Below are 13127 nucleotides of genomic sequence, written 5' to 3'. Positions count from 1 at the left end.
CCTTCGCGCCCTAGGGCACCTGCCCGAACACGTGCCGCCGGATCCACGCATGCATCGCGATGGCGGCGGCCGAGGCGGCGTTGATGGAGCGGGTCGAGCCGAACTGCTCGATCGAGAGTGTGGCCTCGGCGGCGGCGTGCACCTCGGACGTCAGACCAGGGCCCTCTTGGCCGAACACGAGGACGCAGCGGCGCGGGAGGTCGTAGGTCTCGAGGGGCACTGAGTCCGGGAAGATGTCGACTCCGAGGATCGCCAGGTCCTCGGAGCGCGCCCACGCGACGAAGTCGTCGACCGTCGCGTGGTGGCGGAGGTGCTGGTAGCGGTCGGTGACCATCGCGCCGCGCCGGTTCCACCGCCGTCGTCCGATGATGTGGACCTCTTTGGCGAGGAACGCGTTCGCGGTGCGCACGACCGTGCCGATGTTGAGGTCGTGCTGCCAGTTCTCGATGGCGACGTGGAACTCGTGCCGGCGCGTATCGAGCTCGGCGACGATCGCCTCGTGCTTCCAGTAGCGGTACTGGTCGAGGACGTTCCGGCGATCGCCCTGGGCGAGCAGCTCGTGGTCCCAGTGGTCGCCCTCGGGCCAGACCCCTTCCCACGGGCCGACACCGACCTCATGCTCGCGCCCATCTCCGCGGTCGCCGTGTTCCGTCACCGGACCAGCGTAGAGGACCGGCCCGAGGCGGGACCGGACTACGCCGGGTAGACAGTCAGGGCCGCGGCCTTGGCCACGAGGACGACGGCGGTCCCCGGCGCGAGGTCGAGCTCGGCGGCGGCTGCGGGGGTCAGGTCGGCGACGATGGTGGCACGAGGCGTCGCGGCGTGGACACGCACCTGGGGTCCGCGCGGCTCGAGCTCCTCGACGACGGCCCGCCACGCGTTCCGCGGCGAACCGTGGGGGAGGCCGGAAGCCAGGTAGACGGACACGTCCGCCGGCCGGAAGACCGCTACCGCCTCGTCCCCTGCGAGCGCAGGGTCCGACTCCGGGGCCGCGATCCCGAAGACTTCTCCGAGCCCCTCGACACGCAGCCGGCCAGGCGCCGTCGTGCGTCCCTCAAGGAAGTTGAGGCCGGCGAGCCCGGCGGCGAAGCGGCTCCGCGGGCGTTCGAGCAGTTCCGCCGTCGGACCCTCCTCCACGACCCGCCCGCCCTCCAGCACGACGACGCGGTCCGCGAGCAGGTGCGCGTCGAGGGCCTCGTGGGTGACGAGCACGGCCGTGCGGTCGGCGAGCACGCGGCGCAGGAGACGACGGAGCGCGGGGGCCGCGGCGACGTCGAGCGCCGCGAACGGCTCGTCGAGCAGGAGGAGCCTGGGCTCGGCGGCGAGCGCTCGCGCGATCGCGACCCGTTGCGCCTGGCCGCCCGAGAGCTGCGCGGGTCGCCGGTCGGCGAGCGGGAGCGCGTCGACCTCCGCGAGCCAGTGCTCAGCCGCCGCGCGAGCGGGGCGCCGCGAGACGCCGGCTGCCCGTGGCCCGAACGCGACGTTGTCCACGACGCTCAGGTGCGGGAACAGCAGGGGCTCCTGGGCAAGGAGCGCGACGTCGCGGGCGTGCGGCGGGACCCAGGCTCCGGCCCTGGTGTCGAACAGGACGCGGCCGTCGAGGACGGCACGGCCGGCGTCGGCCCGGAGCAGCCCGGCGGCGAGCGCGAAGAGCGTCGACTTCCCCGCTCCGTTCGGCCCGAGCACGGCGACCGTCTCCCCGTCGCACACTTCGAGCGTGGCGTCGAACCCCCGCTCCCCGATCGCGGCCTCCAGGCGGAAGCTCACCCTGAGACCGCCCCAGCAAGCCGCCGCCCGTACGCGATCCCGACGACGGCGCCGGCCACCAGGACGAGAACGAAGGCGAGGGCGACTGCCGCGTCAGGATCGACCTCCCGCTGGAGGTAGACCTCGAGCGGGAGCGTGCGCGTGACGCCCTCGAGGCTGCCGGCGAACGTGAGGGTGGCGCCGAACTCGCCGAGGCTCCGGGCAAAGGAGAGCACGAGTCCCGAAGCCAGACCCGGCACCACGAGGGGCAGCGTGACGCGCCAGAACACGTGGGTGGGCGCGGCGCCGAGCGTCGCCGCCACCGCCTCGTACCGCCCTCCGGCCGTCCTCAAGGCCCCCTCGAGGCTCACCACGAGGAAGGGCAGCGAGACGAACGTCTGCGCCATCACGACTGCTGTGGTCGTGAACGCGAGCTGCACGCCCGCGACGTCGAGCCAGCGGCCCACGAGCCCGAGCCGCCCGAACGTGTACAGGAGCGCGAGGCCTCCGACGACGGGCGGCAGCACGAGCGGCAGGAGCACGAGGGCCCGGAGCCATCGCCTGCCAAGGACGGGTCCGCGGGCGAGGACGAGGGCCATCGGGACGCCGAGGACGAGGCACGCTGCCGTGCTCGCGAGCGCCGTCTCGAGGCTCAGGCGCAGGGCGGCGAGCGACGACCCGGACGTGATGAGCGGCACGAAGTGCAGCCAGTCGACCCGCGTGAGCATGCCGGCCAGCGGCACGAGGACGAACAGGACCCCGAGCCCGGCTGGGACGTAGATCCAGCGCGGGAGGCCAGAGTATCGGCGGGACTCAGGGCGCGCCGAAGCCGGCATCGCCGAGCACCTTCTGCCCTTGGGAGCCACGGACGAAGTCCACGAACTCCTGCGCGAGGGCGGCATTCGCGGACTCTCTGAGCGCCACGATCGGGTAGCTGTTCACGGCCGACGACGACTCTGGGAACTTCACCCCGCTCGCTTTTCCCCCGGCGCCCTTGACGTCCGTGACGTACACCAGTCCCGCGTCGGCGTCGCCCGAGATCACCTTGCCGAGCACGTCGGTGACCGACTGCTCCTCGCTCACGGGCTTGAGGCTGAGCCCCGCCGCTTTCGCCGCCTTCTGGGTTGCGCTCCCGCACGGCACCTGCTGGGCGCAGACCACGAGGCGCACGCCCGGCTTCGTGAGGTCCTGGAACGTGTGGATGCCGGCCGGATTGGACGGGGGGACCGCGATCTCGAGCACGTTCGTCGCGAAGACCTGCGGGGTGCCGGCTGCGAGGCCGGAATTCGTCGCCTTGGTCATGTTGGCCTGGTCGGCGGAGGCGAACACGTCGGCAGGCGCGCCGTTCTGGAGCTGCGAGACGAGGTCTGACGAGCCGCCGAAATCGAAGTTCACCTTGACGCCCGGATGGGCCGCTTCGAAGTCGTGGCCGAGTTCGGTGAAGGTCGCCGTGAGCGAGGCTGCGGCGAAGACGGTCAGGCTCCCGCTGGAGGGGGCGGACGAGGGCGCGCTGCCGCTCGTGCGCGCCTCCGGCGTGGTCCCTCCGCACGCGGTGAGCGCCAGGGCGAGCGCGACGCCGGCCGCCGCGAGGGCCTGTTTCAGCAAGGGCCTCATGACGCCTTCCGTCCCGACGTTTCGACGATCACGGTCGTGGCCTTCACGACAGCCGTCGCGACGCTGCCGGGCTCGAGCCCGAGCTCGCGGACGGCCTCCGAGCTCATGAGCGAGACGACCCGGTACGGTCCGCACTGCAGCTCGACCTGCGCCATGACCCGATCCTCGACCACGTTCGTGACGAGGCCGACGAAGCTGTTGCGCGCCGAGCGCGCCACGCCGCTCGCGTCGCGGGGCGTCGTCGCCTGGCTGCGGGCGAGTTCGGCGAGCTCGGCGCCGTCGACCGCGGAGCGGCCCGACGCGTCCTTCGCGGCCGTCAGGGCACCAGCGTCGACCCAGCGCCGAACAGTGTCATCGCTCACGCCGAGGAGGCCCGCGGCCTCAGCGATCCGGAGGAGAGGCATGTCACGAGTCTAAGGTCGCACCTGCGGAAGTAGAAGCCGACTATTTCCGCATTTGCGGATGTGGCAAAACTCATTCCCCGAGCCGGGAGGGGAGGTGGAAGACTGGACCGAGACCGTCCCCCATCAGGAGGAACTATGGCCGACTACTCAGCTGCCACTGCCGAGCGCGACGGTTCCCTCGCGACACCCCCCGACACGGACACGATCCCGACGACTGCCCCCGTCGGAAGCAAGGTCGTGTATCGCAGCGGCCAGGAGATCGAGTGCTGGCTCACGGACATGGACGGGGTGCTGGTGCACGAGAATCACCCCATCCCGGGTGCCGACGAGCTCATCCAGCGCTGGGTCGACACGTCGCGGCGCTTCCTCGTGCTGACGAACAACTCGATCTTCACGCCCCGCGACCTCGCCGCACGCCTGCGGTCGTCCGGCCTGTCCATTCCCGAGGAGAACATCTGGACCTCGGCGCTCGCGACAGCCGTGTTCATCAAGGACCAGATGCCGGGCGCCCGCGTCTACTGCATCGGGGAGGCGGGGCTCACGACGGCGCTCCACGAGGCGGGCGTGATCCTCACCGACCAGGACCCGGACTACGTGGTGCTCGGCGAGACGCGGACCTACTCCTTCAATGCGATCACGACGGCGATCCGGCTCATCGTGGGCGGGGCGCGCTTCATCGCGACGAATCCAGACGCGACGGGTCCCTCGAAGGAGGGGGTCCTCCCGGCGACGGGTGCCATCGCCGCCCTCATCACGAAGGCCACCGGTAGGGAGCCGTACACGATCGGCAAGCCCAACCCGATGATGTTCCGGTCCGCCATGAACCAGATCGACGCCCACTCGGAGACGACTGCCATGATCGGCGACCGGATGGACACCGACATCGTCGCGGGCATGGAGGCCGGGCTCCACACGGTCCTCGTCCTCTCGGGCATCACCCGGCAGCAGGACATCCAGACCTACCCGTTCCGCCCGAACCAGGTCGTCAACTCGGTCCAGGACCTCCTGCAGCAGCTCTGAAGCACTGCCCACACCGGGACGGTAGTGGAAGGACTCCCCCTCGACCGCCTTGTAAACGCTTACACCACGTGCTTACACTCTTCCGGGCGTCGGGCGGGGACGCTGGTCCACGTTTGTTAGGAAAGGGTTGAGCCGTGTTCCGTGGCTGACCGCGCCCGGGCGACCATCCATGATGTCGCGACCCTCTCGGGCCTCTCTGTCTGCAGCGCGTCCCGCGCCCTCCGCGGGCTTCCCGACGTCTCCCCCGAGGCCCGCCGCCACGTGCACGAGGCCGCGGAGAAGCTGAGCTACCGCCCGGCGTCGGCCGTTTCCCGCCCCGACGCAAGCAGGACAGGCAGCGTTGCGATCGTCGCACCCAAGGCGACCCAGTGGTTCTTCGCCGAGGCCGTCGAAGCGGCGGAGGAGGTCTTTGCCGGCTACGGGCTCGATCCCGTCCTGATGAGCCTCCGCGGCTCGGACCAGGCCAAGGGCAGGGTGTTCTCCGATCCGTCCGCACTCTCGCAGCGGGTCGACGGCGTCCTCCTCCTCGGAGTCAGCCTCGGGCCCGAGGAGCTGGAAGCGCTTGCAGAGTCTGAACTGACGGTGGCGAGTGTCGGTCTGCACGACGTCCCGTGGGACAACGTCGGCATCGACGACGAGGCCGCAGCGTGGAGTGCCACGCGCCACCTGCTCGACCTCGGCCACTGGGACCTTGCTATGCTGGCCGGGAGTGAGCCCAGCGAGGGGACGGTCACCTCGGCCAAGGAGCGACGTGCGGGCTTCGAGCGGGCGCTGGCCGAGGATCACCTCAACGCCCATCCAGACCTGATCGTCGGCGACGAGTCGACGATCGACGGCGGGTATCGAGCCATGACCGAACTCATCGCGAACCGCTCCGTGCCGAGCGCCGTCTTCGCCGGATGCGACGAAATGGCATTCGGGGCCCTCAAGGCCATGCGGGAGCACGGACTCACAGCCCCCAAGAAGCTGTCCCTCATCGGCATCGACGACCACCCCATGAGCTCATTCCTCGGACTCTCCACGTTGGCCCAGCCCGTCTCCGACCAGGGAGCCTTCGCGGCCACCTTGCTCGCAGAACGGCTGCAGAACCCTGAAGACGCCGGTGAAACCCGCGACCACCGGCTGCCCACTTCCCTGATCGAGCGCAAGACCACCCGCCGCTCGCGGCGCTGAACCACGGAGGCCACATGCTGTCCAAGACCAAGCTGGACATCTGGACCGGTACCGAAGCCCTGCTCTTCGACCTCGACGGAGTCCTCACTCCCACCGCGATCATGCACGAGCTGGCGTGGCGCCGTCTCTTCGAGGAGTACCTCGCCGCCGTGGGCCGAGGACCCGCCTACACGGACGCCGACTATTTCGACCACATCGATGGCAAGCCCCGCTTCGATGGCGTCCGCGATTTCCTCGCCTCGCGGGGCATCACGCTGCCCGAGGGCCCCGAGGACGACGACCCGGCCCACGAGACGGTCCAAGGCCTCGGCAACCGCAAGAACCGCCTCTTCAACACGATCATCGAGACCGACGGCGTCGACCCCTATCCCGGCTCGGTACGCCTCGTCGAGGCCGCCCATGAGCGCGGCCTCAAGCTCGCCGTCGTCTCCTCCTCCCGCAATGCCCCGGCCGTGCTGCGTGCGGCGCGCCTCGCCGACGCATTCCCGGTGGTGGTCGACGGCGCGGTCGCGGCGCGCGAGGGACTCCCGGGCAAGCCCGACCCCGCGACGTTCGTCCGGGCGGCGGAGCTGCTCGACGTGCCGCGCTCGGCCTGCGTCGTCGTCGAGGACGCCGTCTCAGGCGTCCAGGCCGCGGCGGCGGGCGAGTTCCGCGCCGTCGTCGGCGTGGACCGCGGAGCGGGCGCCGAGATCCTGCGCGCTGCGGGTGCGACCCACGTCGTCGACGACCTCGCCGAGCTGATCTAGCCCTTCCCAGACCCTTCCCCCTGCGGACGGGGCGAAAGCCCGCCCGGTCCATCCCCCTTCCAGAAACGGCATCTCCATGAGTCTTGTCACCTCAGACCGTCACCGCTTCCCCCTCGACGAGTGGGCGCTCGTCGAAACGAGCCACATCCCCGGCTCGGAGGGAGCCCTCGAGACGCTCTTCAGCCTCGGGAACGGCCACCTCGGCATCCGCGGCGCCCATATGGCGGAGTCCGACAGCACCCTCCCCGGGACCTTCCTCAACGGCTTCCACGAGACGTTCGACATCCGTCACGCAGAGAGCGCCTACGGCTTCGCGAAGCAGGGCCAGCGCATCCTCTACGTCCCGGACGCCCACGAGACGATCGTGCGCGTGGACGGCGAGCAGCTCAGCCTCGCGACGTCGGAGGTCGCAGACTTCCAGCGACGGCTCGACTTCGCCACGGGCGTGTACGAATGCAGGATCGTGTGGCAATGCACGTCCGGCGCCCGCGTCACGACCCGTGAACGCCGCGTCGTCGGCGCCGAGTCCCGCGCGAGCCTCGGCATCGAACTCGAGATCAGCGCGGACCGCCGCATCGTCGCGGACGTCTCGTCCGTCGTCGTCAATCGCCAGGACCAGCCGCGCGACGACCACTCCGACCACGACCCCCGCCGCGCCGGCCGCCACGCGGGCCGCGTCCTCGACTCGGCCCTCGCGGAAGGCATGAACGGGAGCCTGCGCCTCGCGTGGACCACGGTGACCTCACGGCAGCACGTCGCGATCGCCGTCGACCACGTCGCCAACACGCCCATGCCGCCGTTCTCGACCGAGGCCGAGGCAGACCGGGGCAGCGTCCGCTATGTGCTGCCGCTCGACCCACACGAGACGTTCCGCCTCGAGAAGCGCGTGAGCTACGCGGTCGGCGCCGAGAACGCGCCCGATCTCGCGGGGGACGCCCTCGAGCCCGTCGGCTGCACTGCCGCGCTCTCCGAGGCCGCGGCCGCGTCGCTGCGCACCTTCGACGAGCTCCTCGCCGAGAGCAAGGACCGCTTCGAGCGCTATTGGGCCAAGGCGGACATCACCATCGGCGGCTCCCCCGAGCTCCAGCAGGCGGTGCGGTGGAACCTGTTCCAGCTCGCGCAGGCGACGTCCCACGCGGGCGTGGCGGGCATCCCCGCGAAGGGGGTCACCGGTTCGGGCTACGAGGGCCACTACTTCTGGGACCAGGAGATCTACGTCCTCCCCTACCTGACCTACACCGATCCTGACGCCGCCCGGCAGGTGCTCAGGTTCCGCCACGAGATGCTGCCCGCCGCCGCGGCGCGCGCCGCCGAACTTAATGTGGACGGAGTGCTCTTCCCGTGGCGGACGATCAACGGCCAGGAGGCGAGCGCCTACTACGCCGCAGGTACCGCGCAGTTCCACATCAACGCGGCGATCGCGTATGCGGCGGCACGCTACGCGTGGGCGACCGGCGACAGGGAGTTCCTGGCGGGCGAGGGCGGCGAGCTCCTCATCGAGACCGCCCGCATGTGGGCCTCGCTCGGCTTCTTCGGCAAGAACGGGCATTTCCACATCCACGGCGTCACGGGGCCGGATGAGTACACGGCCGTCGTGAACGACAACCTGTACACCAACGTCATGGCCCGCTTCAATCTGCGCGCCGCCGCGTCGCTCGCGCACCCGTCGGTCTCCGACACCGAGCGGCTCCTGTGGTCGCATATCGCCGAGCGCATGGCGCTCCCCTACGACCCCGACATGCGCGTCCATGCCCAGGACGCCGACTTCATGACGCTCGAGCCGTGGGACTGGGAGACGCCGCGATCACAGTACCCGCTGCTCCTGCACTTCCACCCGCTCGTGATCTACCGCCACCAGGTCCTCAAGCAGGCGGACGCGGTGCTCGCGATGCTCCTCCAGTGGCAGGACTTCACGGCCGAGGAGAAGCAGCGCGCCTTCGACTTCTACGACCCGATCACGACCGGGGACTCGACCCTCTCCGCGTGCGTGCAAGGCATCATGGCGGCGGAGGTCGGGTACACGCCCGAGGCGGTGCGCCACTTCAGCACGGCCGCATTCATCGATCTCGACAACCTGCACGAGAACACGATCGACGGCGTCCACACGGCGTCTGCGGGCGGGGTCTGGGCCGCGCTCGTCAACGGATTCGCCGGGTTCCGCGACCAGGGCGCGCTTCCGTACTTCGACCCGCGCCTTCCTGAGGGCTGGGAGAGCCTCGAGTTCCGGCTGCAGCTCCAGGGCCGCTCCCTGCGGGCGCGGCTCATGCCGGGGCGGCTCGAGCTCGAGGTCGAGGCCGGCGATCCCCTCGAAGTGAGCGTGCGCGGGAGCATCGTCGCGGTCGGCGCGGAGCCGGCGTCGGTCGAACTCGAGTCACTGACGGCCCCCCAGCCGAGCGTCTTCCCCCGGCCCTTCCCGACGGCGGGCCTGAGCGCGCTTTCGTCGCTCTCCTGATCTCGGGGCCAAGAGGGCGGACGACGGCGGGGGCGCACCCGCCGTCGTCCCCCCGCCTCTTCTTCTGCCGTGCCCTGTCTCGCGCCTCACGGCCTGGGGCGTGGCACCGGCCGGCTGAAGCCGGCGAGGGACCGAATGAGCATGCCGAACTGGACGATGAGCCCGATGATCGAGCCCACGATCCCGACCACGAGCAGAATCCGGACCACAAGAGCCCAGTCGAACGAGTACGCGCCGAAGTCGAACGGGAACACGTTCCAGATCTGGAACGCAGCGGCGAGCCCGACCGCGAGGACCACCAATTGGCCGAGCGCCCAGATCGGCGGCGACGTCACTGCGAGATAGACGACGTTCACGATCAGGCCCACGATCAGCGAAGCGTTGACGAGGCCCAGAACCTCCGCGGTGCGGGGCGTCAGGAAGGGCACGGCGTGCCACGTGGGCCACGCATTGAGTGCGTAGAGCAGCGCAGCATTGATGAGAATCGACATGAAGCTGCCGGGCCGCCGTGTACGGGGAGGGCTTCCTCTTCTGGCCATACCTCCATCAGACGCGCCTCCCCCGGGGCCGCTAAGAGGCTTATGTCCCGTTCATGCCCGTGCCCTAGCCCGCACCGCCTCCGGCGCCCCCTACCGGCCGCGGCAGCGGGACGAGCTGGGGCAGCAGCTTGCCGAGGACGCTGTTGTAGAGCGACGCGTTCCACTCGGGGCTCGCGTGCGCCGGGAACGCGCCCGTCGTCTCGAGCGACGACGAGACGAGATTGCCGGGGAAGTACCGCTGCCAGCGAGTGCGCGCCGACTCATAGTCCACGGTCTGGTCCCCCGGATTTCCGATGAACCCCATCTGGATCTGCCCCAGCTCCCCCGCGAACCGCGTGACGTCCCAGTCATAGATGTATTGCGACTCCGTCTGGATGAGCACGCTCGACGGCGCGAGCGGCGTGAGCTGCTCCAGCGCTTGGTCGACGACCTGCGTCCACGTCCGCTCGTGCTTGTTGATGATGCGCTCCCCGAGCTCGTAGCCCCCGCGGAGCACGCTCGGGACCCGGAAGCCGAGCTCGTACAGGTCCACGATGCCCTCGAACCACGTGAGGTCTTTGACGTCGTACTTGGAGGCGGGCGTGGAGTCGAGGACAACCGCCCCGACGCGGGGAACGTCGGCGCCCGGCGCGGCGCCCATCCGCAGCAGCCGGGACGCGACGTCGACCGCGAGCATCCCCCCGAAGGAGTGGCCGTAGAAGTGCAGTTCCGTGAGCCGGTTCTTGGCCGCGTGCCGGAGGATGGCCGCCACGATCTGGTCGAGGTCGAGGCCGTCGTTCGAATAGCCGAGCGACGCGAGCTGGCCGCGCTCGCCAAGCGACGGGGCGAGCAGCGTGATGATGAGCTGCCCTTCCTCCCAGCTCGTCTTGTAGCCGGGGAACAGGACCCAGGACGTGCCGGGGAAGCGGCGCTTGGCGTCGTCGTCGTTCGCGGTGAGCATGACCGTCTGCCGGCGCTCGTCCTGGATCGCGCGCGTCGCCAGCATGTCTGCGGCGAGCAGTCCGGTGGCGATGGTCCCGCTCAGGAACGCCCGTCGCGAAACGCGCCGCAGGCGGTCGGCCGAGCGTAGCAGCGAGGCAAGGTGATCCAGCCCACCCCCGGCGGGGGCGGGTCTTCCCTCCGGGCGCTCAGTCGAGTCCGAGCTCATCCTTGCTGAAGGCATAGAGGTACGGGACGCCAGCCTCGGCCTCGATGCGCTCCTTCGCGCCAGTCGCCCGGTCCACGATGACGACGACGGCGGTGACCTCGCCGCCCGCGTTGCGCACTCCCTCGACGGCGGTCAGCGCCGAACCGCCCGTGGTCGAGGTGTCCTCGACGACGACGACCTTCCGCCCTTCGACCGACGGGCCCTCGACTTGGCGTCCCATGCCATAGGACTTCTGGGCCTTCCGGACCACGAACGCGTCAACCTCGCGGCCGGCCTCGCGCGCGGCATGCATGATCGCCGTGCCCACCGGGTCTGCGCCCATCGTGAGCCCGCCCGCGGCCTCTACGCCGACGCCAGCGCTGTCGATGAGGTCCAGCATCACGCGGCCCACGAGCTGCGAGGCCTCGTGGTGGAGCGTGATCCGGCGAAGGTCGATGTAGTAGTCCGCCTCCTTGCCGCTCGAAAGCGTCACGCGCCCATGGACGACGGCGAGCTCCTTGATGAGCTCGAGGAGGCGCGCCCGAGCGGCGGCCAGGTCGGGCAGTGCAGAGTCAAGGGGCGCAGTCATGGCTACGATTCTAGTTGCAACCCCCGACGCGATTGTCGGCGGCGCCCGCAAGCACCAGCGCGCGAAAGGCATCCATGGACTCCACGACCCCCGACGAGGTCTACTTCGCCACGCCCGACGCCGAGGTCCAGCCTGCCCAGGAAGTGACCTCCGCCGCGGCTGGCCGGCGGCTCGGGGACCGGGACGACGTCATCAAGACCAAGCGCGGCTACGCCCTCATCAATCGGACCCTCACGCCGCATGAGGCGATGGTCGAGGACCTGCTCTTCGTCCGGGACGTCCTCGACGACGCGGGGATCCCGTTCCTCCTCGTTCGCGGCAATGATGCCCGGCCCGTCATCGCGGTGGACTGGAAGCAGCGCAAGAACCTCCGCGACGCCCTCGTGGCTGCGTGCCGCAACGAGCCGTTCTACTCCATCACCGTGGACGCCCGGAAGGGCGCCGCCCTGCTCGTGGCCGATGGGAGACTCGCTGCCAGCGGGAAGGCGCGCATGTTCCGGCTCTACCGCCCGCGGCTCGAGCCGGAGGGCGGCCTGCTCTACGGCCAGGAGACCGGCGTGCAGATCGAGCTCTGGCGATGGGAGGGAGACCTGCTGCAGCTCCCCATCGAGAACTCCCTGACGCGGCGGACCCTGCCCGGCGCGGAGGCCGCCCGGGGAACCGTGGAACGCTTCGGACGCACGTGGCCCACGATCGAGAACATGTTCGCGGACCACGCGACGGACATCGACTTCGAGATCGACATCGTGTTCTCGTGGGTCGACGGGAGCGACCCCGACTTCCTCCGCTTCCGCGCCTCGTTCCTGCCGGGGGTGCCACTGGGCGAGGGCGACGAGGCGGAAGCCCGCTACCGGCAGATCGACGAACTCAAGTACGCCCTGCGCTCCGTTCACATGTTCGCGCCCTGGATCCGGCGGATCTTCATCTGCACCGACTCGAAGATCCCGGCTTGGCTCGACGCGGAGCATCCGAAGATCACCATCGTCCGGGCCGAGGAGCATTTCCGCGACCCGTCGGTGCTCCCCGTGTTCAACTCCCAGGCCATCGAGTCTCAGATCCAGCACATCGAGGGGCTCTCGGAGTACTTCCTGTACTCCAACGACGACATGTTCTTCGGCAGGCCGATCGGCCCGGACATGTTCTTCTCCCCCGGTGGGATCACGAAGTTCATCGAGGCGTCGACCCGGATCGGCCTCGGGGACAACCACCTCTCGCGTTCGGGCTTCGAGAACGCGGCGCGGGTCAACAGGCAGCTCCTCTATGAGCGGTTCGGGCGGATCACCACGCGCCACCTCGAGCACACGGCCGCGCCGCTGAGGAAGAGCGTGCTGCTCGAGATGGAGAAGGAGTTCGCCCCGCAGTTCGAGTCGACCGCGGCGAGCCGCTTCCGGGCGAAGGACAACATCTCCGTCACCAACTCCCTCTACCACTACTACGCGCTGCTCACGGGACGGGCCGTGACGAAGGTCGGCGCCAAGGTCCTCTACGTCGACACGACGATGTATGCAGGGCTCGAACTGCTGCGAAGGCTCCTCAAGAAGCGCAATCAGGACTTCTTCTGCCTCAACGACGGGTCCTTCCCCGAAGTCCCCGCGCAGGAAAGACAGGAGCGCGTGACCGACTTCCTCGAGAAGTACTTCCCGATCCCGGCCCCCTGGGAGCGCCACCCCTGATCGTCTCGGGTACGGCTATCCCCACCCCTGATCGTCTCGGGTACG

The 13127-nt window shown here is 69.8% G+C and carries 13 protein-coding genes; 5 read left to right on the top strand and 8 right to left on the bottom strand.

Features of this window, described 5'->3' with window-relative positions:
- Window positions 1-10 precede the first annotated feature (10 nt).
- Genes V7053_RS09875 through V7053_RS09855 form a run of 5 tightly spaced genes read right to left on the bottom strand, consistent with a single transcriptional unit; the run spans window position 11 to window position 3764 of the window.
- Window positions 11-655, bottom strand: a complete 645-nt coding sequence (locus V7053_RS09875; RefSeq protein ID WP_334172111.1) for a TrmH family RNA methyltransferase — start codon at window positions 653-655, stop codon at window positions 11-13.
- Window positions 656-693: 38 nt separating this feature from the next.
- On the bottom strand, window positions 694-1767 hold the full coding sequence (locus tag V7053_RS09870; RefSeq protein WP_334172110.1) for a sulfate/molybdate ABC transporter ATP-binding protein: 1074 nt from the start codon (window positions 1765-1767) through the stop codon (window positions 694-696).
- Complete coding sequence (locus tag V7053_RS09865) at window positions 1764-2582, bottom strand: ABC transporter permease (RefSeq protein ID WP_334172109.1); 819 nt, start codon at window positions 2580-2582, stop codon at window positions 1764-1766. The genes V7053_RS09870 and V7053_RS09865 overlap by 4 nt, the downstream gene beginning before the upstream one ends.
- Window positions 2560-3360: a molybdate ABC transporter substrate-binding protein gene (gene modA / locus V7053_RS09860; protein WP_334172108.1), complete on the bottom strand. Its 801-nt coding sequence runs from the start codon at window positions 3358-3360 to the stop codon at window positions 2560-2562. Before modA ends, V7053_RS09865 begins: the two co-directional genes overlap by 23 nt.
- The gene (locus V7053_RS09855; RefSeq protein ID WP_334172107.1) at window positions 3357-3764 is read right to left on the bottom strand and encodes a TOBE domain-containing protein; all 408 of its coding nucleotides are present in this window, start codon (window positions 3762-3764) and stop codon (window positions 3357-3359) included. Before V7053_RS09855 ends, modA begins: the two co-directional genes overlap by 4 nt.
- A 135-nt stretch (window positions 3765-3899) precedes the next feature.
- Here V7053_RS09855 and V7053_RS09850 point away from each other — a divergent pair, with 135 nt between their 5' ends.
- From V7053_RS09850 to V7053_RS09835, 4 genes are all read left to right on the top strand, one after another.
- Window positions 3900-4784 (top strand): HAD-IIA family hydrolase, encoded by an 885-nt coding sequence (locus V7053_RS09850; RefSeq protein ID WP_334172106.1) that lies wholly within the window; start codon window positions 3900-3902, stop codon window positions 4782-4784.
- Between the two features lie 141 nt (window positions 4785-4925).
- Window positions 4926-5957, top strand: coding sequence for a LacI family DNA-binding transcriptional regulator (locus tag V7053_RS09845; protein WP_334172105.1), 1032 nt, complete (start codon window positions 4926-4928; stop codon window positions 5955-5957).
- Between the two features lie 14 nt (window positions 5958-5971).
- The gene (locus V7053_RS09840) at window positions 5972-6703 is read left to right on the top strand and encodes an HAD family hydrolase (RefSeq protein ID WP_334172104.1); all 732 of its coding nucleotides are present in this window, start codon (window positions 5972-5974) and stop codon (window positions 6701-6703) included.
- 76 nt (window positions 6704-6779) lie between these two features.
- Window positions 6780-9155: a glycoside hydrolase family 65 protein gene (locus V7053_RS09835; RefSeq protein WP_334172103.1), complete on the top strand. Its 2376-nt coding sequence runs from the start codon at window positions 6780-6782 to the stop codon at window positions 9153-9155.
- An 86-nt stretch (window positions 9156-9241) separates the two neighbouring features.
- Here the strand turns inward: V7053_RS09835 and V7053_RS09830 are convergent, their stop codons facing one another.
- The 3 genes from V7053_RS09830 to pyrE all read right to left on the bottom strand — a co-directional run bounded on the left by V7053_RS09830 (window position 9242) and on the right by pyrE (window position 11409).
- Window positions 9242-9646, bottom strand: a complete 405-nt coding sequence (locus V7053_RS09830) for a hypothetical protein (RefSeq protein WP_334172102.1) — start codon at window positions 9644-9646, stop codon at window positions 9242-9244.
- Window positions 9647-9758: 112 nt separating this feature from the next.
- Window positions 9759-10856: an alpha/beta hydrolase gene (locus V7053_RS09825; protein ID WP_334172101.1), complete on the bottom strand. Its 1098-nt coding sequence runs from the start codon at window positions 10854-10856 to the stop codon at window positions 9759-9761.
- On the bottom strand, window positions 10822-11409 hold the full coding sequence (pyrE, locus tag V7053_RS09820; RefSeq protein ID WP_334172100.1) for an orotate phosphoribosyltransferase: 588 nt from the start codon (window positions 11407-11409) through the stop codon (window positions 10822-10824). Before pyrE ends, V7053_RS09825 begins: the two co-directional genes overlap by 35 nt.
- 74 nt (window positions 11410-11483) lie before the next feature.
- On the opposite strand from pyrE, the gene V7053_RS09815 reads away from it, so the two are divergent.
- Window positions 11484-13082, top strand: coding sequence for a stealth family protein (locus tag V7053_RS09815; RefSeq protein ID WP_334172099.1), 1599 nt, complete (start codon window positions 11484-11486; stop codon window positions 13080-13082).
- Window positions 13083-13127: the final 45 nt, after the last annotated feature.

The sequence above is a fragment of the Sinomonas sp. genome, from assembly GCF_036848755.1.
Lineage (GTDB): Bacteria > Actinomycetota > Actinomycetes > Actinomycetales > Micrococcaceae > Sinomonas.
The sequence above is the reverse complement of the archived record's forward strand: the minus strand, read 5'-3'. Positions and strand labels throughout refer to the sequence as shown.